The 19353-nt window shown below is 62.1% G+C and carries 14 protein-coding genes; 7 read left to right on the top strand and 7 right to left on the bottom strand.

The annotated features are described in order from the left end of the window. Positions 1 to 65: 65 nt before the first annotated feature. The 4 genes from P0D71_RS10665 (at position 66) to P0D71_RS10680 (ending at position 7636) form a co-directional block, all read left to right on the top strand. Complete coding sequence (locus tag P0D71_RS10665) at positions 66 to 1691, top strand: MFS transporter (protein WP_408479918.1); 1626 nt, start codon at positions 66 to 68, stop codon at positions 1689 to 1691. A gap of 11 nt (positions 1692 to 1702) precedes the next feature. Continuing rightward, complete coding sequence (locus P0D71_RS10670; RefSeq protein ID WP_408479919.1) at positions 1703 to 2779, top strand: HlyD family secretion protein; 1077 nt, start codon at positions 1703 to 1705, stop codon at positions 2777 to 2779. Next, positions 2776 to 4317 carry an efflux transporter outer membrane subunit gene (locus P0D71_RS10675; protein ID WP_408479921.1) on the top strand — a complete coding sequence of 514 codons (1542 nt, stop codon included), beginning with the start codon at positions 2776 to 2778 and terminating at the stop codon, positions 4315 to 4317. Before P0D71_RS10670 ends, P0D71_RS10675 begins: the two co-directional genes overlap by 4 nt. Before the next feature lie 493 nt (positions 4318 to 4810). Then, positions 4811 to 7636 (top strand): 2-oxoglutarate dehydrogenase E1 component, encoded by a 2826-nt coding sequence (locus P0D71_RS10680; RefSeq protein ID WP_408480077.1) that lies wholly within the window; start codon positions 4811 to 4813, stop codon positions 7634 to 7636. 142 nt (positions 7637 to 7778) lie between these two features. Here the strand turns inward: P0D71_RS10680 and P0D71_RS10685 are convergent, their stop codons facing one another. Together P0D71_RS10685 and gcvA are read right to left on the bottom strand one after the other, a co-directional pair. After that, positions 7779 to 8930, bottom strand: coding sequence for a porin (locus P0D71_RS10685; protein ID WP_408186360.1), 1152 nt, complete (start codon positions 8928 to 8930; stop codon positions 7779 to 7781). A gap of 544 nt (positions 8931 to 9474) precedes the next feature. Beyond that, a complete protein-coding gene (gene gcvA / locus P0D71_RS10690; RefSeq protein WP_408479923.1) occupies positions 9475 to 10395 on the bottom strand; it encodes a transcriptional regulator GcvA in 921 nt (306 codons plus the stop codon). 190 nt (positions 10396 to 10585) lie between these two features. Between gcvA and P0D71_RS10695 the strand changes: the two genes are divergently transcribed. Continuing rightward, on the top strand, positions 10586 to 11428 hold the full coding sequence (locus tag P0D71_RS10695) for an EamA family transporter (protein WP_408186362.1): 843 nt from the start codon (positions 10586 to 10588) through the stop codon (positions 11426 to 11428). Positions 11429 to 11498: 70 nt separating this feature from the next. Next, a complete protein-coding gene (locus P0D71_RS10700) occupies positions 11499 to 12425 on the top strand; it encodes a bestrophin family protein (RefSeq protein WP_408186363.1) in 927 nt (308 codons plus the stop codon). A gap of 36 nt (positions 12426 to 12461) precedes the next feature. Here P0D71_RS10700 and P0D71_RS10705 read toward each other — a convergent pair whose 3' ends face one another. From P0D71_RS10705 to apbC, 5 genes are all read right to left on the bottom strand, one after another. Then, a complete protein-coding gene (locus P0D71_RS10705) occupies positions 12462 to 13193 on the bottom strand; it encodes a lysozyme inhibitor LprI family protein (RefSeq protein WP_408479925.1) in 732 nt (243 codons plus the stop codon). Between the two features lie 2 nt (positions 13194 to 13195). Continuing rightward, complete coding sequence (locus P0D71_RS10710) at positions 13196 to 15481, bottom strand: arginine/lysine/ornithine decarboxylase (protein WP_091796420.1); 2286 nt, start codon at positions 15479 to 15481, stop codon at positions 13196 to 13198. Positions 15482 to 15568: 87 nt separating this feature from the next. After that, positions 15569 to 16138, bottom strand: coding sequence for a dCTP deaminase (gene dcd, locus P0D71_RS10715; RefSeq protein ID WP_007175915.1), 570 nt, complete (start codon positions 16136 to 16138; stop codon positions 15569 to 15571). Positions 16139 to 16505: 367 nt separating this feature from the next. After that, positions 16506 to 17039 (bottom strand): superoxide dismutase family protein, encoded by a 534-nt coding sequence (locus P0D71_RS10720; protein ID WP_007175917.1) that lies wholly within the window; start codon positions 17037 to 17039, stop codon positions 16506 to 16508. A gap of 141 nt (positions 17040 to 17180) precedes the next feature. Then, a complete protein-coding gene (gene apbC / locus P0D71_RS10725; protein ID WP_408479927.1) occupies positions 17181 to 18269 on the bottom strand; it encodes an iron-sulfur cluster carrier protein ApbC in 1089 nt (362 codons plus the stop codon). A gap of 349 nt (positions 18270 to 18618) precedes the next feature. Between apbC and P0D71_RS10730 the strand changes: the two genes are divergently transcribed. After that, on the top strand, positions 18619 to 19272 hold the full coding sequence (locus tag P0D71_RS10730; RefSeq protein ID WP_408299278.1) for a YiaD family glycine zipper/OmpA-like lipoprotein: 654 nt from the start codon (positions 18619 to 18621) through the stop codon (positions 19270 to 19272). Positions 19273 to 19353: the final 81 nt, after the last annotated feature.

The following is a 19353-nucleotide window of genomic DNA, read 5'->3' on the forward strand; positions in this document are numbered from 1 at the left end:
TCTCATACCAGTTCCTGCGCCAATCCTTAGATAGCCTATCGAACACGAGCAGCAACGAGGCCCCTATGACTACTGGCAATCCTTCGAGCATTGAGGCGCACGCACCGATCGTCGAGCGGTCGCAAGCGCCCGCCGCCGTGCCCGGGACAGCGGCTCCTGCGCAGCCGACGCCCCGTCAATCCGCGCTTTCGCTTCGACTCGCCACCGGCCTCGTCGGCATGCTGCTCGCGTCGCTGCTGGCTATTCTCAACGAGCAGGTCACTGCCGTGTCGATGGCGGATATCCAGGGTGCGCTTTCGATCGGTCACGACGACGGCACCTGGCTGACCGCCCTGTTCGAAGCGGCTAACGTGGCTACGATGGTGTTCGCTCCGTGGTTCGGGATCACCTTCACGCTCAAGCGGTTTACGATCGCCGCCGTAATCGCAACGATGCTCCTCGGCATCCTTTGCCCCTTTGCACCGAACCTGCTCACGCTCTATGTGTTGCGCGTTCTTCAGGGGATGGCCGGCGGATGCCTTCCCCCAATGTTGATCATCGTGGCGCTGCGCTATCTTCCGCCGAAAGTAAAACTATACGGACTCGCCGGGTACGCGCTCACGGCCACCTTCGGACCAGCGCTCGGCACACCGCTCGCGGCTTTGTGGACCGAGTATGTCGGCTGGCAAATGGCCTTCTGGCAAATCGTGCCGCTTGGCATCGTCAGCTGCGTGGCGATCCAGCAAGGTCTTCCGGCGGATCCGCTCAAACTCGAACGACTCGGCGCATTCAACTGGACCGGCTTTCTGACGGGATTCCCGGCCGTCGCCATGCTCGTGATCGGCCTTCTACAAGGTGATCGTCTCGATTGGCTCGACTGCGGGTTCATTCGCGTGATGTTTATTGGCGGGGCGCTGTTGTTCGCCACGTTCCTTGTCAACGAGTGGTTTCACCCGCTGCCTTTCTTCAAGCTGCAATTGCTGTCGCGCAGAAACTTCGCGCATGGACTGACGACACTCCTGGGCGCAGTCATACTGCTGGTCGGCGTGGCGGCCATCCCCGGCCAATATCTCGCCAGGGTTCACGCCTACCGGCCGCTGCAGACCGCCCCCTTGTCGTTGCTGGTCGCGCTCCCGCTGTTGATCGCACTGCCTCTGACAGCTGCCGTCCTGAACCTGCGGCGGGTCGACCACCGCTGGGTCATGGCCATTGGCTTGTCTCTCATGATCACCACGTGCCTGATGGGTAGTTTCATCACGTCCGAGTGGATCCGCGACAACTTCTACTGGTTTCAATCCATACAGATCGTCGCGCAGCCCATGGTGATCCTCGCGATCCTGATGGGCGTCACGACGGGCCTGGCGCCGACCGACGGTCCATTCGCTTCAGCCATGTTCAATTCGCTCAAGACATTTTCCGCCGCCGTGGCGACGGCGCTCATCGAAGGGTTGGGCACGCATCGCGAACGTCTTCACTCGAACATGCTCGTGGACCATTTAGGCAACCACGCGCTCGTGACTAGCCAGAGTGTCGACGCGACTCACAGTCTCGGCGAACTCGCTCACCGGATCCACGAACAGGCAGTGGTACTGACCTCGGCGGATCTCTATCGCGTGATGGCTGGTGTGGCCATCGCGCTTCTTTTCCTCGTGCCAGTGTTGCCCGTGCGTATTTACCCGCCGTGGAGCACTACGCCGCCCTCTTCCCATTAAGGGCCGATATCATGTCAACCATTGCTCGATCTCCCCTCAAAATCGTTCGTATCGCCGCGCTGGTCGTCGCGGTCGGCGTAGGCGCATGGGCTTGCTCAAGCCTGTCAGGCGGCTCGAATACCGAATCCACCAACGACGCTTATGTCGAGGCCGATTTCACGCTCGTGGCGCCGCGTGTCGCCGGCCAGATATCCGACGTATTCGTCAACGACAACCAGGCGGTCAAAGCGGGGCAATTGCTGGTCCGCATCGACGACCGCGACTTCCGGGCCGCTTTGATGAGTGCGGAGGCGGACGTGGCCGCGGCACAGGCCGCCGTCGCGAACTATGACGCCGAGATCGCGCGGCAGCCCTCGCTCGTCGAGCAGGCGCGCGCAACGCTCAAGGCCGACGACGCGTCGATCGAATTCGCACGGGCCAACGCCGCGCGGTACCAGAACCTCTCGGAAGCCGGTGCGGGGACAGCGCAGGAACAACAGCACACGTCGAGCGCGCTCGCCGAGCAACTCGCGCACGAGGCGCACGATCGGGCCGTGCTGGCATCGACCGAGCAGAACCTGGACGTGCTGCGCACCCAGCGCGATAAGGCAGCCGGCGCGCTTGCACGTGCCGGGGCGGCGCTTGAGCAGGCAAAGCTCAACCTGTCGTATACGGAGATTCATGCGCCGGTGGACGGCAAGGTCGGACGGCGTTCCGCGCGAGTTGGCGCATTCGTGACGCCAGGCGCGACGATTCTCGCGATCGTGCCACTTTCCGACGCCTACGTTGTCGCCAACTTCCAGGAAAACCAGATCACCCACATGCGGCCTGGCGAAAGTGTGCGGATCAAGGTCGACAGCTTTCCTGGCGTTGTGATCCGCGGCCGTGTCGATAGTCTTGCTCCCGCAACCGGTGTGAGCTTTGCGCCGATCGCACCCGATAACGCGACGGGCAACTTCATCAAGGTGGTCCAACGCGTGCCTGTCAAGATCTCCATCGACCGAGGCCAGGAGGCGGCGTCCGCGCTGAGCGTGGGGCTGTCTGTCGAAACGGAAGTCGCCGTCGGTCAGCACGCCGACACGTTGGCGGAGGCGGGAGATAGAAAATGAATGCGAGCGACTTTTCCTTCCGCGTGTTGGCGCTGGAGATACTGGCGTGTCTGGTGATAGCAGGTTGTACCGTTGGACCGGATTTCGAACGTCCAACGGCGTCGACGCCCGCGCAGGTCTTTGAGCGCACCCAATCCGCGCAAGCCTCGAGCAAGGCCGTCGAGGCCGGATTCAATCCCGATTGGTGGACGCTGTTCAACGACCCCACGCTGAACACGCTCGAACAGAAACTGGCCGATGCGAACCTCGATGTGGCCGCGGCGTCGGCACGCCTTCGGCAAAGCCGGGCCGAACAGCGCGTTGCGGGGGCAGCGGAATATCCGACGCTAGACGGTGCAGCCTCGTACAACCGCGAACGCGGAAGTCCGAATGGCATTCTGTCGCTGCTCGGCGTCAGCCCGACCCAATCCCAGCCGCAATCCGCTTCGGGCAGCGCGCCGCTTGGCGTGGCGCCGCTGCCGGGCTCCAAAGGTTCGCCGGCATACAACCTCTATCAAGCCGGTTTCGACGCGTCCTGGGAAATCGATATCTGGGGCGGAGTTCGACGCGGTGTCGAAGCCGCGTCCGCGCTGGCGGATGCTTCTTACCAGGACCGGAACGCAATTTTGCTGTCTGCTCGTGCCGAACTCGCGCGAGACTATATCGAGTTGCGCGACACCCAGTCGCTGCTGCGGATCGCGAGACAGAATCTGGAGATTGCTCGCAACGCCACGAAGCTCACGCAAGTACGCGCGCATGAAGGCGTGACGACGGATCTCGACGTGGCCAACGCATCCGCGCAGGTGGCGTCGATCGAAAGTCTGATTCCGACACTCGAGTCGCGAAGCGAAACCACGATCAACGCGATTGGCGTATTGCTCGGCGAGGAGCCAGGCGCGCTTCGGCAAACGCTCGCCGAACCGCGCGACGTGCCCGATCTGCCGCTACAGGTGCCGATCGGCTTTCCGTCTGAACTGGTGCAACGCAGACCCGACATCGGCAAGGCGGAAGCGCAGTTGCATGCGGCCACGGCGTCGATCGGCATGGCGAAAGCCGACTTCTATCCGCGCATATCGCTGAATGGCAGCGCGGGCTTTCAGAGTCTTCAGCTTTCGAGTCTTGCCAACTGGGCGTCCGGACAGTTTGTTGTCGGCCCCTCCATCACGATGCCGATCTTCGAGGGCGGCCGCCTCAAGGGAACACTGAACCTGCGCGAGGCACAACAACAGGAAGCCGCGGTCGCATACAAACACACCGTGCTCAACGCCTGGCGCGAAGTGGACGATGCGCTTGTCGTCTACGATGCCGAGCAGCTGCGCCGCGACAAGCTGACGACGGTGGTTGCGCTCAACCAGCGCGCGCTCTCGATAGCGCAGCAGCGTTACAAGGCCGGGGCGCTCGACTATCTCGACGTGCTGAACGTGCAGAAGCAGCTGCTCGACGGCGAGAGCAACCTGGAACAAAGCAAGGCGAGCGCAGCCGCCAACCTGATCACCCTCTGCAAAGCGCTGGGCGGCGGCTGGGAGTCCACTTACGCCAACCCCCAGGCGTCGCGTTGATTGGAGCGCGGCCGACTGCTGAGTGACGGGCGTCGGCCTGGCGTGTTCCCACTGCGCGCCTGTGCAGAGCCGAAGCGTCGCATCGGGCGAGATTGAACGCCGTTTCTGGCGGCTCGATCTCGCGTCGAACCAGCTCGACCTTGCACACATACGATATTCTGGCAGCGCTGGCGTCGTGGCCAGAAATCAACGAAGAGTGTCCCAAAGCCATCACAATTGAAGCGTCAGAAAGGACCCGCAAAACATAGACTGTGTTTACCAGCAGTCAGGAGACTGCTGGTCCTGGCGGGCACAGGGACCTGGTGGCATGAGTCACGGGGTCTTGCACAAGTTGACGCGAATTACGTGGCGTGGAATCTCACCTCGTTTCGCATCCAAGTTTTGTCTTCGTGTCCCTGCGAAAGCTTTGGCGTGGCCAAGGCGGAAACGGGTGCTGCCCTGGGTAAATTCGTGGCGGATATCGGGCATGGTCCCGGCTGAGGACAGAGTCATCATGATGATGCGCAATCGCAGTACCTCCTTCCTGTTTGGAGGCAACGCTCCTTACGTCGAGGAGCAATACGAGGCATACCTTGCCGACCCGAACACAGTGTCGGATGAATGGCGAGGCTATTTCGACGCGTTGCAGGGCGTGCCCGCGGTGGATGGATCAGACGCAGGCGACGTTGCACACGCACCGGTCGTATCGCGCTTTGTCGAGTTGGCCAGACAGGTGCGGACCGGAGGACGCTCGGAGGACGACGTACTCCGGTTCGCGCAGAAGCAAGTCGCGGTGCAGGCACTGATTTCGGCCTATCGCATGGTCGGCACCCGCAATGCTCATCTCGATCCACTGCGCTGGAGCGCGCCGGCGCCGGTGCGTGATCTGAACCCGGGCTTCTACGATCTGTCCCACGCGGACATGAACACGAAGTTCAGCATGTCCGGCACTTACTTCTCCGACGAAGACGCGACGCTCGGCGATCTGGTGCAGGCGCTCACAGAAACGTATTGCGGGACGCTGGGCGCCGAGTTCATGCATCTCGCCGATCCCGATCAGCGTGGCTGGTGGCAGATGCGTCTCGAGTCTTCTCGTGCGAAGGCGACCCTGGATACCGGCGACAAGCTGCACATCCTCGAACGGCTGACAGCAGCCGAGGGCCTTGAAAAATACCTCCATGCCCGCTACGTCGGTCAGAAACGCTTTTCGCTCGAGGGTGGCGAGTCGCTCATCGTGCTGCTGGATGAGCTGGTTGCATACGGCGCCACCAAGGGCATCAAAAGCTCGATTCTCGGCATGGCGCACCGTGGGCGACTGAACGTTCTCGTCAATATTGTCGGAAAGCCGCCGGCCGCGTTGTTCGACGAGTTCGACGGGAAAACCGCGCATCTTCTCCCGGCAGGTGACGTCAAATATCACAAGGGCTTTACCGGCCTGCTCCCGACTGCAACCGGGCCGGCGGAAGTCACGCTGGCGTTCAACCCTTCGCACCTCGAAATTGTAAACCCGGTTATTCAAGGGATCGCGCGCGCGCGCGCCGAAGTATTGGGGCAAGGCGCGGCTGCGGTCCTGCCAGTGGAGATTCACGGGGACGCCGCGATTTCAGGGCAAGGTATCGTCATGGAAACGATGAACCTGTCGAATACCAGAGGCTACGGCACCGGCGGCACGATCCATGTGGTGGTGAATAACCAGGTCGGCTTCACCACGTCCGACCCGCGCGATGTGCGCTCGTCGTTCTATTGCACCGACATTGCCAAGATGATCGAGGCGCCGATCCTGCACGTGAACGGCGACGACCCCGAGGCAGTGGTTGCGGCGACGCGCCTCGCGATCGATTTTCGCGCCATGTTCGGGAAGAGCGTCGTTATCGATCTGGTCTGCTTCCGCCGTCATGGTCACCAGGAACAGGACACGCCGAACATCACCCAACCGTTGATGTATCGCTCCATTGCAGGCCATCCGGGTGTCCGTACGCTCTACGCGAAGAAGCTCGTGGACGAACGGGTCGTGACGACGGAAGACGTGGAGAAATATGTCCACGACTACCGTGAGCATCTTGACGCTGCGCAAGCCAACGAAGAGAAGAAGCCGGTCGATACAAAGAGCGAAGAGGTGACCTGGCCGCAGTTGCTCGATGGAAACGTCGACCGCATCTATTACTCGGCTCCGTTGCCAGATCTCGTTCAGAAGCTCGCATTGAAGATCACGAGCGTACCTGGGCAATATGCGCTGCATCCGCTCGTTGGGAAAGTGATGAGCGCCCGCCGCGAGATGGCGGAAGGCAAGCGTCCACTAGATTGGGGTATGGCCGAGCATCTCGCTTTCGCTTCCCTGCTTTCCGCCGGAATCGACGTACGTCTGAGTGGGCAGGACAGTGAACGGGGCACGTTCAGCCATCGCCACGCGGTGCTTCACGATCAGAAGCGGTCGATTCGGGGAGAGGGCACCTACGTGCCGCTGGAGAACGTGTCGGATGACCAGGGGCGATTCTCGGTCACCAACTCGGTTCTGTCGGAAGCTGCGGTGCTGGGCTTCGAATACGGATACTCGGTTGTTCGACAAAACGCGCTCGTGATGTGGGAAGCGCAGTTCGGCGACTTCGCGAACGGCGCGCAGGTTGTGATCGACAACTTTCTGTCCGCGGGCGCTGCAAAGTGGGGGCAACACAGTGGCTTGACGATGCTGCTTCCACATGGTCAGGAAGGTGAAGGTCCGGAACACGCGTCCGCCCGACTCGAGCGCTATCTGCAACTGTGTGCCCAGGAAAACATGCGGGTTGTGCAGCCCACGACGCCGGCGCAGATTTTCCATCTGTTGCGTATGCAAGCCGTGCTGCGTGATCGCGTGCCGCTCATTGTGATGACGCCGAAGTCGCTTCTGCGCCACCCTGAGGCTGTCAGCAACCTCGAGGATCTCGCGCAAGGCCGATTCAACGAGATTCTTGGCGAGTCGCCTACCCAGGAAGCAGCGTCCAAGGTGGACCGGGTCATCCTGTGTTCGGGCAAGGTCTACTTCGAACTTCTGGAGCGTCGGCGCAGGGCCCAGAAAGACAATATCGCGTTGATTCGCGTTGAACAGTTGTATCCGTTCCCTGGAAAGCGGATCAGTGCGGAACTGGAGCGGTATCCGAATCTGAAGGATGTGGTGTGGTGTCAGGAAGAATCGAAAAACCAGGGTGCGTGGAATTTCGTATTGGAACCGCTGTTGGAAATTGTGAAGGCACCTGCGGCGCTGCGCTATGTCGGGCCGGAGGCGACGGCATCGACTGCACCGGGTTACCGGTCGATGCATGCTGCGCGTCAGGAAAAATTCCTGCATGCGGCTATCGAGGAGTAAGGCGGCCGTGAAGGCGAATCGGAGACGATGTCGCTGATTCGCCTTCGCTGGCAAGCTCGCAGGGCGCGGATGTGAATTCGCGTGCCCCTGACTTTCGATCACGATGTATCTTCACGGCGTGCCGCCCTCCTCGCTGAGCCCCTCAAAACCGGGTTCGTAATCCGACGGTTCCAACCACCTGGTTTGCAGTCGACGACGCGCCGCCCGATGTATTGATAAACGCAACGTACTGCTTGCCGCTCACATGCTGAAACATCCCTTCCGCGTAGACATCGGTTCGCTTCGAGAGTGAATAGATCAGTTGCGCATTGACCTGATTCCACTTGGGGTCTGCGCCGTAGGTCGTCGTGCGAGTGGCATGACCGTCGGTGTAGACGTAAGCGACGCCCAGCTTCAGCGCTGGCGTCAGTGCGTAGCGGCCGTTGACTTCAAAATTGTCGAAGCGCACTGTGCCACCGGCCGACCCGAATGACTTCGTGCCTTGGTACTGGCTGTGGGAATACACGAAGCCGAGTACGGCCGGGCCAAACGCGTAGTTCAGACCCGCGGCCGCAACGCGCTGCACATCCGCGCCGAGCACGAATCCACCGGTGCCGTTGGCTGTCGATTCAGCCGTGTCGATTGCGCCCGACGTGTTGGTGCTATTCGATCCATTGATCTGCAAATAGCTGGCGGCAAAGTTCAACGGTCCGTTGCCGTAACTTGCACCGACACTGTAGGCGCGATTCGAGCTGAAGTCCGTGCTGTTCGAGAACGCGTAAAGCGCTCCGAATTTCAACCCCGCAATGCTGTGGCTATTGAACTTGACGGCGTTGTTGATGCGTACCGAGTAGTCCAGGTTGTCATTGTCGAATGGGTGCGCGAAGCCCGTCTTCCCGAACGTCGACGCCACCTCGGAGAGCGGCGCGACGAAGTCGACACCCGAGTCGTACTGGCGGCCGAATGTGAGCGTGCCGTACTGAGCCGCATCGATACCGGCGTAAGCCTGCCGCCCGAACAGGCGGTTGTTCTGCCCGAGCTTGCCGTTCTGGATGTTGAAGCCGTTCTCGAGCACGAAGATCGCATGCAGTCCGCCACCGAGATCCTCGTTGCCGCGCAGGCCGAACTGACTACCGTTGATGTTGCCGCTCGTCGCCTGAATGAGAGAGCCTGCGCTTGAGCCTTTCTTGACGTTGTTCGTGTACATGATGCCGGCGTCAATCAGGCCATAAAGTGTGACTGAATTCTGGGCATGCGCCAGCGGAGCGATCAGGCTGGCCGCGACAGTAGCGCCCAGGAAGAGCTTCTTGGTCAAAGTTGACTCCGGGAAATGGTGACAGTGCGAGTTGTGCCGTTAGAGGGAGTCGATGCTAGAAGTCTGTCCGCTGCAGCGGAACTGATCTCTTGTCATATACAAATCACCGATCGTGTTATTGGTTTTTTGACGATGGCTTCGTGAGGACTTTATATAACGGCATCCTAATTACTTTGCCGGTACAGGATATGTTGTGAAAACCGTTGACGGGTGGCGCTTTTCGCTTGACCAGCCACTCATCCTCTCTGCACTGCAAAGCGCAAGAAAACAGATTCTCATTAGTCTTCGCGCGAACCGGGTTACTGCGATTCATCTATGCCGTGTAACAGACCCTTCCAGTTTGCGACACGGACTTCACCATTCCGTGATCGACTGTGAAGGCTAATGAGCGGCATTCCCGGACAAGGCCGTCGTCCGCATCGACGCGAGCCATGCGTCAGACAGAGCTGTCGGATACCATGAGTTGATAGTCGAGTCGCACCTCGCGCCTACTCGTTGCGAGTGCGCTTGAGAAAGCCGGACACTCTGCCGGCAGATCGATCAACTAATCCGCGTTTTGGCGCGGCGTCGCAGTTTGGGACCGCATTCCCTCGCGTTCCAGCCATGAGCGGAACAGCATGACCAGGTCGTCCGCGGACTTGCCATCCGGAACATAGGTGCAATAGCTCCGCGACGGCAGACGCGGCCCAGCGAAAGGCGCGACAAGCCGGCCAGCCGCAAGATCGTCGGATACCAGCGCAGTCGGCCCCATCGCAATGCCTATCCCGTCGATGGCAGCCTGCAACGTCAGATAGAAATGGTCGAAAGTGAGCGCGGCAGCCGGCCTGAGTTCGGGAAGCTTTGCGCTTGCCAGCCAGTCCGGCCAAAGCCGCGGAAGACTCGACGTGTGCAGCAACGTATGCTGCCGCATATCGTCGGGTATTCGAAGCGCCAGTCGCTGCAATAGCGCCGGACTACAGACCGGGATCCGCTCTTCGGACAGGAATGGCCGCATCGAATAGCCATAGAACGTATCCGGACCACCCCGGATGACAATGTCATAGACGTCTTTCAGACTCTCCGCCGACTCGTTCGAGGTCACCACGTTGACCTCCACGTCCGGATGCTCGGCGCGGAACGCGGCCAGTCGCGGCACCAGCCAGCGCAGCGTGAACGTGGCGGGCGCATTCACGGTCAAGGTTCGCGAGAGCGTTGCGGGGAAGCCATATCTCGCCGTTGCTTGCGACAACTGCTCGAACAACGGACCGATTTCCTCCAGGTACGCCCGCGCCGCGGTAGTCAGCGCCACACGCCGGTTGTGCCGTTCGAATAACGGTGCGCCCAGCCACTCCTCGAGCAGACGCACGTGCTGACTTACCGCACCATGCGTGACGTGCAATTCGGCTGCCGCTTCCTTGAAGCTGCCGAGCCGCCCTGCAGCTTCGAAGGCACGCAATGCATTGAGTGGAGGCAGAACCCGTTTCATTCACGATAGTTTATCTAACACGACGACCCAATTTATCTCGTTTGTTGACGAACGACAAGATAGATATCCTGCTTGCTGCACTGCCGATTTGAGCGGCGACAGCCATAAACGGTCAGCGAGAACATCGGACGGCCACTTCTTGCCTTTCGCGGCGCGCAATCTCCCACACCCTTTCGAGTCTGGAGCCTCAATGCTCAGTTACACCGGCGGTCTCGTTCTGGTTGCCGCCCTGCTCCACGCAAGCTGGAATGCGATGCTGCACGGCAACCGGGACCGCTTCCTCTCCATGACGTGGATGAGCATCGCCATCGCGGCGGTCGCCTCGCTCGTGGTCCTGTTCACGCCGTCGCCGAGCGGCGCGGCCTGGCCGTATATCGTCGCGTCGGGGCTCTTGCATATCGTCTACAACGCGACCCTCGTGCGGGCGTACCGGCGCAGCGATCTGGCGCAAGCGTATCCGATCGCGCGCGGCTCATCGCCGCTGCTCGTCACGCTCGGCGCGGCGCTCTTCGCTCACGAAGCGATCGGCCCCTTGCACGCGCTCGGGATCGTGATGATCTCCGGCGGCATCATCGCAATCGCGCTGCAGGGGGGGCGTGTATCGCGCGCGAGTGCGCTGGCCGCGCTGACAACCGGCGCGACGATCGCGCTCTATACCGTGGTCGACGGCATGGGCGTGCGGTTATCGGACGGCCGCGCACTCGCCTACACCGCGTGGATGTTCCTGTTCTACTGGCTGATGCCCGTGTTGTTCATCGCGATGCGCGGAAGCTCGGCGCTGTGGGCACCGGTTCGGGTGGCGCCGATGGCCGTGGGCTCCTCGCTCGCCGGTGGCCTGGTGTCGATCGCGGCATATGGCATCGTGATCTGGGCGATGCAGTCGGGCGCGATGGGCGCGGTATCGGCGTTGCGCGAGACCAGCGTAGTGTTCGCGGTGCTGATCGGGCGGGTGTTGCTGCGGGAAACAGTCAGCGCACAGCGCTGGCTCGCGTGCGTGATCGTTGCGGCGGGGGCGGTTTGTCTGGGGCTTTAAAGCCGCAAAACTCGGAACACAAAAAAGCGATAATAGGCATCCCGCGGCCTCAGGCGCAAAGAACACCCCAATGATCATCCGCCCGCATCTCCATTGGTTTCGCATGCTGCTCGCCTGGCAGGGCTCAGTCCTGCCGCGATTGCTCCCGCGGCTCTTTCTGATCTTCTGCATTTCGATCGTGGCCGTGGCGGCTCACGACCATCTGCTGCCGATCTCGCTGAATCTCAACACCACCGCGCCGTTCTCCTTGATCGGCATTGCGCTCGCGGTTTTTCTCGGCTTCCGGAACAACGCCAGCTACGACCGCTGGTGGGAAGCTCGCAAGCTTTGGGGACAACTGCTGAACGAGTCGCGCTCGCTCATCCGTCAGGTGCTCACCTTGCCATCCCGGCCGTTGCCGAAAGAAGACGTCCGGGAATTTTTCACCGCGCTCAGCGCCCTTCCCCACGCGCTGCGTCATCAACTGCGCAGCAGCGACCCGCACGAAGACCTCGCCGCACGCCTGCCGCAAGCGCTTTTCGAGCGCGTCATGGCGTCGCGCTACAAGCCGGCCACCTTGATGCTCTACCTTGGCGAATGGGTGCAACGACAGGCTCGCGCAGGCGCGATCGATCCGATGGCGGTCATCGCTTTCGATCGGAATTTGAATGGACTTTCGAATGTGATCGGCGGATGCGAGCGCATCGCTTCGACGCCGCTGCCGTTCGCCTACTCGGTGATGATTCACCGCACGGTGTATTTCTTCTGCGCGTCCTTGCCGTTCGGACTGGTGGACAGCATCGGCATCTTCACGCCCGTGTTCGCGGTGTTCGTGGCGTACACGTTCATGGCGCACGAAGCCATTGCGTCGCAGATCGAAGAGCCTTTCGGCACCGACGACAACGACCTCGCACTTCACATGATGTCGACGGTGATCGAGGACTCCATGCGCGACCTGCTCGGCGAACCGGCTCTCCCGTTGCCGAACCCGGAAGCCGAAGGCTACATACTCAATTGAGCGCGCCTCAACTGAAGCGCGCCGCCCAACGCATGCTCAACTGTTGCCGGCTGTTTCCGACAAGCGCTTGAGCGTCGCCACCCGCGCGCCGATGATATCGATGCGGCCGCGCTCGTCGATCACCGGCGTCGTGGCATTCAGGTACGCGGTCCACGCCTTCTGCGCGCGCGTCAACGTGGGACGCGTGCGCGCCGGCATCTTCGACTGCAAGCGGCGGTAGTAGCGGTTCAGATCGAACATGGCGTGTTCGCACTGCGCGTCCGCACCGCAGGCACGCACCCGGCGCGGCGGATCGCCGCCCGCGTTCGCCTTCGCAACCGCGCTGCGCAGCACGAGCGCGCGGTCGCGTACCGGCTGCAACTGCATATCGGCTTCGGCGAGCACGTACATGGAGCCGTGCGTCGTGGCGAACACCGCCGCGAGCAACTGCTTCTCGGCGTCGCGCGACGCCTGCCAGCTCGCCTGGCTCTTTTCCCACTGCTTACGCTGCGCGGGCGGCAACTTCTGCTGAAGCTGCTGCCATGCATTGTCCAACGCGGTCTTCCAGCCGATCCGCGCGTTGTCCATGCACTGCACCTGCCCCGCCGTCGACGACATGTCGCTGCGCGCGAGGCACGCGCGCATCGACGCATCGATCGGATCGGCGGCGGCGACTTCGGCATGCGCCGGCAACGACGCCGCGCCGAATACCGCCGCCGCGACCAGCGACAGCGCGCAGACCACGCGCCGAGCGGGGCGCGTGCCCGACGGGGACGTCACTGGCCGCATCGTCAGCCGCGCACGCAATCGACGAAGTATTCGATGCGCCCGTTGATCGTTTCACCGACCAGCCCGTGGATGTCCGTGTGGAAACCCGGGAAGCGCTCGTTGAACTCGCGCGCGAAACGCAGATAGTTGACGATGGTCTTATTGAAGCGCTCGCCCGGAATCAGCAGCGGAATGCCCGGCGGATACGGCGTCAACAGGATCGACGTGACGCGGCCTTCGAGTTCGTCGATAGGCACGCGGTCGATCTCGCGGTGCGCGAGCTTGGCGAACGCATCCGACGGCTTCATGGCCGGTTCCATGCTCGACAGGTACATCTCGGTCGTGAGACGCGCGATGTCGTTCGCGCGGTAGACGCTGTGAATCTGCTCGCACAGATCGCGCAGGCCGACGCGCTCGTACATCGGATGATGCGAGACGAACTCGGGCAGCACGCGCCACAGCGGCTGGTTGTTGTCGTAGTCGTCCTTGAACTGCTGCAGTTCGGTGACCATCGAGTTCCAGCGGCCCTTGGTGATGCCGATCGTGAACATGATGAAGAACGAATACAGCCCGGTCTTCTCGACGATGATGCCGTGCTCGGCCAGATACTTCGTGACGATCGCGGCCGGAATGCCCGACTCGCCGAAGCCGCCGTCCATATCCAGACCCGGCGTGACGATCGTCGCCTTGATCGGGTCGAGCATGTTGAAGCCTTCGGCGAGCGGGCCGAAACCGTGCCACGCGTCGTTCGGGCGCAGCATCCAGTCTTCGCGCGAGCCGATGCCTTCTTCGGCGAATGTCTCCGGGCCCCACACCTTGAAGAACCAGTCGTCGCCGTATTCGGCGTCGACCTTGCTCATCGCGCGGCGGAAATCCAACGCTTCGGCGATCGACTCTTCGACCAGCGCCGTGCCGCCCGGCGCTTCCATCATGGCGGCGGCCACGTCGCACGAGGCGATGATCGCGTACTGCGGGCTGGTGGACGTATGCATCAGATACGCTTCATTGAAGCGATGCTTGTCGAAGCGGCTGTTCTTCGAATCCTGCACGACGATCTGCGAAGCCTGCGAAATGCCGGCCAGCAGCTTGTGCGTGGAGTGCGTGGCGAACACCAATGCGCCGATGCGCGGACGGCCCGCGCCGATCGCGTGCATGTCCTGATAGAACTCGTGGAATTCGGCGTGCGGCAGCCAGGCTTCGTCGAAGTGCAGCGTGTCGAGCCAGTCGCCGAGCATTTCCTTGATCATCTCGACGTTGTAGATCACGCCGTCGTACGTGCTTTGCGTGATGGTCAGAATGCGCGGCTTGAGTTCCGGATTCTTCGCGAGGGCTTCGCGGGCGAACGGGTTCGCGAGGATCTTCTTCTTGATGTTTTCCGGCTCGAACTCGCTACGCGGAATCGGCCCGATGATGCCGAAGTTGTTGCGCGTCGGCGTGAGGAACACCGGAATCGCGCCGGTCATGGTGATCGCGTGCAGGATCGACTTGTGGCAGTTGCGGTCAACCAGCACGATGTCGCCCGGCGCGACCGTGCCATGCCAGACGATCTTGTTCGACGTGGACGTGCCGTTGGTCACGAAGAACACGTGGTCCGCGCTGAAGATGCGTGCCGCGTTGCGCTCGGACGCCGCCACCGGTCCGGTGTGATCGAGCAGCTGGCCGAGTTCGTCGACGGCATTGCACACGTCCGCACGCAGCATGTTCTCGCCGAAGAACTGGTGGAACATCTGGCCGAGCGGGCTCTTCAGAAACGCGACGCCGCCCGAGTGTCCCGGGCAGTGCCACGAGTAGGAGCCTTCGTCCGCGTACTGCACCAGTTCCTTGAAGAACGGCGGCGCGAGCGAATCCAGATACACCTTCGTTTCGCGGATGATATGGCGCGCGACGAACTCCGGCGTGTCCTCGAACATGTGGATGAAGCCGTGCAGTTCGCGCAGGATGTCGTTCGGCAGGTGACGCGAGGTGCGCGTTTCACCGTACAGGAAGATCGGAATGTCGGCGTTGCGGCGGCGCACTTCGGTCACGAACGCGCGCAGCGCGACGATCGCGGCCGCAAGCTCCGGCGTCTCGCCTTCCACCACCACGTTATCGACGTACGGCAGCAGCTCGTCGTCGTCGATCGAAAGGATGAAGCACGAGGCGCGGCTCGACTGCTGCGCGAACGAGGTCAGATCGCCGTAGCTCGTCAACCCGAGCACTTCCGCGCCTTCTTTCTCGATGGCTTCGGCCAGAGCCCGGATGCCGGAACCCGAGATGTTCTCGGAGCGGAAATCTTCGTCGATGATGACGACGGGAAAACGAAACTTCATGGGCGATTCTCCAAAAAGAACGACCGCTGCATTGTGTCAATTGCAGCGGTCACCCGCTATGGCTGGTGGTTCAGTACGCTGCGGACGTCACGTTCTCGGCAACGTGACGCCGTGCTGGCCTTGGTATTTGCCGCCGCGATCCGCGTACGACGTTTCACAAATCTCGTCGCTTTCGAAAAACAGCACTTGAGCGACGCCTTCGTTCGCGTAGATTTTCGCAGGCAAAGGTGTCGTATTCGAGAATTCGAGCGTGACGTGCCCTTCCCATTCCGGCTCGAACGGCGTCACGTTGACGATGATCCCGCAACGCGCGTACGTGGACTTGCCCAGACACACGGTCAGGACGCTGCGCGGAATGCGGAAATACTCGACCGTGCGCGCGAGCGCGAACGAATTCGGCGGGATGATGCAGACATCGCCCTTGAAGTCGACGAACGACTTCTCGTCGAAATTCTTCGGATCGACAATGGTCGAGTTGATGTTCGTGAAGATCTTGAATTCGTCGGCGCAGCGGATGTCGTAGCCGTAGCTCGACGTGCCGTAGCTGACAATCTTCCGGCCGTCTTCGGAGACGCGAACCTGATCGGGCGCAAACGGCTCGATCATCTTGTGCGACTCGGCCATGCGCCGGATCCACTTGTCGGATTTGATAGTCATAGGTGAACGCTGCTCGACGTGAATGACAGGGGTGTGACGGATAACAACCCGGTAAGTCCCGGGTCACTTGGGGCTAACTGCGTGCGCGCCCGCACTACGCTCACTGGCGGGTGCGGGCCCTGACGGCGTGCCGTTCAGACGCGCTACGCTCCCGGCTGAATGCCGTGGCAGCGTGGCCAGGGCGGGCACTCCGGCCGGGCAGCCGAACGAAAGGCGCTTATTTTACGCGATAGTGAGAATGCTGCTGCGGGTGGGGCCGGGAACGCTTTCTGGGCCTGTCTCGAGACCGCCTTGCCGAGCACTCGCGAGGCGCACCGCCCGCGACTGCGCGGCGCGTTCGCGGTTCATTCGCGGCTGATCTGGCGACTCATTGACGAATCAATCCGCAAGCGAGCGCGGGGCCCGCGCCATGCTGCGGGTAGGCGTACGGATCGGTCGCGTCGTGATGCAGCAGAACCGCGCGCTGCAGCACCGAACGGATGCCGTCCAGAGAGACGTCCGGCGCGACGATGAAGCCCGTGGCCACACCGTTCGCGTCCGCGTGAATGTTGCCGAGATCACCTTCGACCCGCGCGCCGGTTTTCAGACGCTCGGCGGCCGGCGAGAACACCTGGCCCGCACTGGAGCCGTCCGCGGCATTGCAGTCGCCGCGTTCGTGCACTTGCAATGCGTGGTCGCTATTGGGCGGCATGCCCGCGAGATTGTAGGTGACCTGCACGCCGTCCGAGCGCTCGATGAACGTGACGAGGCCGCGCGCCTGATTGCCCACGGTGGGCAGCAGCTGCGCGTCGGCGCGTTTTTCCTGTGGTCTCAGGAACGCGCTGCAGCCGCATAACAGCACACTGGTGGCAGCCAGGACGATGAACGCATGCACCGCCTGCCCGTCGATTCGTTTTCCCATGCGATCCTCTTGCCGGCCTGGTGGCCGCCCCTGCGGCCGCCGAGCCGAACTCGTGAAGTCGACATGATACCGCGAGACCAGGCGCAAACAGACGCCTTGGGCCCGTGTCCGAGGAGCTGTCAAGAGCGCCCCGGCGTTTTCTCAGGTGTTCTGGACGACGATGTTGGGAAACTTCGACGTCATGTCGCGCGCGCGCTCGGCGATATGGATCGCCACCTTGCGCGCGATCGACCGGTAGATCTCCGCGATACGGCCCTGCGGGTCCGCCACCACGGTCGGTTTGCCGGAGTCGGCCTGCTCGCGGATCGCGATGTCGAGCGGCAGGCTGCCGAGCACGTCGACGCCGTATTCCTTGCCCATGCGCTCGCCGCCGCCGGCGCCGAAGATATGCTCTTCGTGGCCGCAGTTCGAGCAGATATGCATGCCCATGTTCTCGACAATGCCGAGAATCGGAATGCCGACCTTTTCGAACATCTTGAGGCCCTTCTTCGCGTCGAGCAGCGCGATATCCTGCGGCGTCGTGACGATCACGGCGCCCGTCACCGGCACGCGTTGCGAGAGGGTCAGCTGGATATCGCCGGTGCCCGGCGGCATGTCGACGATCAGATAGTCGAGATCGTGCCAGTTGGTCTGCCGCAGCAGCTGTTCCAGCGCGGAAGTGGCCATCGGGCCGCGCCACACCATCGGGTTGTCCTGCTCGATCAGGAAGCCGATCGAGTTGGCCTGCAAGCCGTGGCCGGTCATCGGGTTCATCGACTTTTCGTCGGGCGACTCCGGGCGGCCGACGATGCCAAGCATCATGGGCAACGACGGGCCGTAGATGTCCGCGTCGAGAATGCCGACGGATGCGCCTTCGCTCGCCAGTGCCAACGCCAGGTTCACGGCCGTGGTGCTCTTGCCCACACCGCCCTTGCCCGACGCCACCGCGACGATATTCTTGACGTTCGGCAACAGTTTCACACCGCGCTGCACGGTATGCGCCGCGATCTCCTGCGACACCTGCACCTGCACGTCGGCCACACCGGGCACGGCGCGCAGCGCATCGGCGAACTGCGCGCGGATAGCGTCGAACTGACGCATGGCCGGATAGCCGAGTACCACCTCGACGCTAACCGTGTCACCCTGCACGGCGACGTTCTTGACGTTCCTGGCCGCCGCGAACGGCCGGCCGGTGTTGGGGTCAGCGACGGCTGCGAGGGCAGCGTCGACCAAAGCCCGATCGATACTCATTGACACTCCGTGGGGAACACCTGCGGCGCAGCGGAATCGAAGTCTCGGCCACGCGCCGGAATTTGAAAGAAATTGTTAGACAGCATTGCGAAAACCCGGTGCGCCGGGCACCCTTCGGGCAGGCGGAACGCAATGGGGCCGCATCGCTGCGTGCTTCAGCCACCATTGTAGTGGCTGGCGCCACGCCTTGCCGGAAGACCCTTCTTCACTGTCGGACCGAGGCTGAATAAGGTGTAGGACTTCTCCTATTATCGAGCCGACGGCTTTACTGCCGTCATGTTCGCCGTATAGATTGGTCGCTTGTCGCCGCCTTTTTTGCCTGACTCGCTTTACTCAAGAGGAATTAAAAATGAATGCAAAAATCATGACTCGCCTGGCTGTCTTTGCCGTTGCCGGTTCATTTCTGGCAGGTTGCGCCACCCAACAGGGCACCAATACGGCGGTAGGTACGGGGGTGGGCGCCGGGACTGGTGCGGCGCTGGGCGCCATCTTCGGCGGCGGCAAGGGCGCGGCGATCGGCGCGGGTGTCGGCGCGGCGGTGGGCGGCATTACCGGCTACAACTGGCAAGCCATTCACAACAAGCTGTCGGGCGCCACCAAGGGCACCGGCACACAGATCACCGAACAACCGGACGGCTCGCTCAAGCTGAACATTCCGAGCTCGGTGACGTTCGACACCAACAGCTACGCAGTCAAGCCGTCGTTCGCGCCGGTGCTGGACCAACTGTCGCAAACCATGCAGCAAAATCCGGAACTGATCGCTCAGGTGGTCGGCCACACGGATAGCACGGGCCAGCCGGCCTACAACCAGACGCTGTCGGTCAACCGCGCCGAAAGCGTGACGGGCTACCTGGGCCAGCGCGGCGTCGCGCCGCAGCGCCTGTCGGCACAAGGCATGGGCCAAACCCAGCCGATCGCCGACAACAACACCGAAGCCGGCCGTGCCGCAAACCGCCGCGTGGAAATCTATCTGCGCGCCACGGCCCAGCACGCCACGCAATAAGCACAGGACTTGGGGAGATTGAGGAAACCGCTCGCCGGGGCTGCACCGCCGGCGAGCGCTCTGCTTGAGAAAGCAGTGGAA

The sequence above is a fragment of the Paraburkholderia sp. RL17-383-BIF-A genome, assembly GCF_046028015.1.
Taxonomy (GTDB): domain Bacteria; phylum Pseudomonadota; class Gammaproteobacteria; order Burkholderiales; family Burkholderiaceae; genus Paraburkholderia.

Bases quoted from the DNA above. Each gene is read 5' to 3' on its own strand.
- P0D71_RS10710 (WP_091796420.1), bottom strand. From the start codon at position 15,481: ATGAAGTTTCGTTTTCCCGTCGTCATCATCGACGAAGATTTCCGCTCC.
- P0D71_RS10675 (WP_408479921.1), top strand. From the start codon at position 2,776: ATGAATGCGAGCGACTTTTCCTTCCGCGTGTTGGCGCTGGAGATACTG.
- dcd (WP_007175915.1), bottom strand. From the start codon at position 16,138: ATGACTATCAAATCCGACAAGTGGATCCGGCGCATGGCCGAGTCGCAC.
- P0D71_RS10730 (WP_408299278.1), top strand. From the start codon at position 18,619: ATGAATGCAAAAATCATGACTCGCCTGGCTGTCTTTGCCGTTGCCGGT.
- P0D71_RS10705 (WP_408479925.1), bottom strand. From the start codon at position 13,193: ATGCGGCCAGTGACGTCCCCGTCGGGCACGCGCCCCGCTCGGCGCGTG.
- P0D71_RS10720 (WP_007175917.1), bottom strand. From the start codon at position 17,039: ATGGGAAAACGAATCGACGGGCAGGCGGTGCATGCGTTCATCGTCCTG.
- gcvA (WP_408479923.1), bottom strand. From the start codon at position 10,395: ATGAAACGGGTTCTGCCTCCACTCAATGCATTGCGTGCCTTCGAAGCT.
- P0D71_RS10695 (WP_408186362.1), top strand. From the start codon at position 10,586: ATGCTCAGTTACACCGGCGGTCTCGTTCTGGTTGCCGCCCTGCTCCAC.
- apbC (WP_408479927.1), bottom strand. From the start codon at position 18,269: ATGAGTATCGATCGGGCTTTGGTCGACGCTGCCCTCGCAGCCGTCGCT.
- P0D71_RS10680 (WP_408480077.1), top strand. From the start codon at position 4,811: ATGATGATGCGCAATCGCAGTACCTCCTTCCTGTTTGGAGGCAACGCT.
- P0D71_RS10665 (WP_408479918.1), top strand. From the start codon at position 66: ATGACTACTGGCAATCCTTCGAGCATTGAGGCGCACGCACCGATCGTC.
- P0D71_RS10670 (WP_408479919.1), top strand. From the start codon at position 1,703: ATGTCAACCATTGCTCGATCTCCCCTCAAAATCGTTCGTATCGCCGCG.
- P0D71_RS10700 (WP_408186363.1), top strand. From the start codon at position 11,499: ATGATCATCCGCCCGCATCTCCATTGGTTTCGCATGCTGCTCGCCTGG.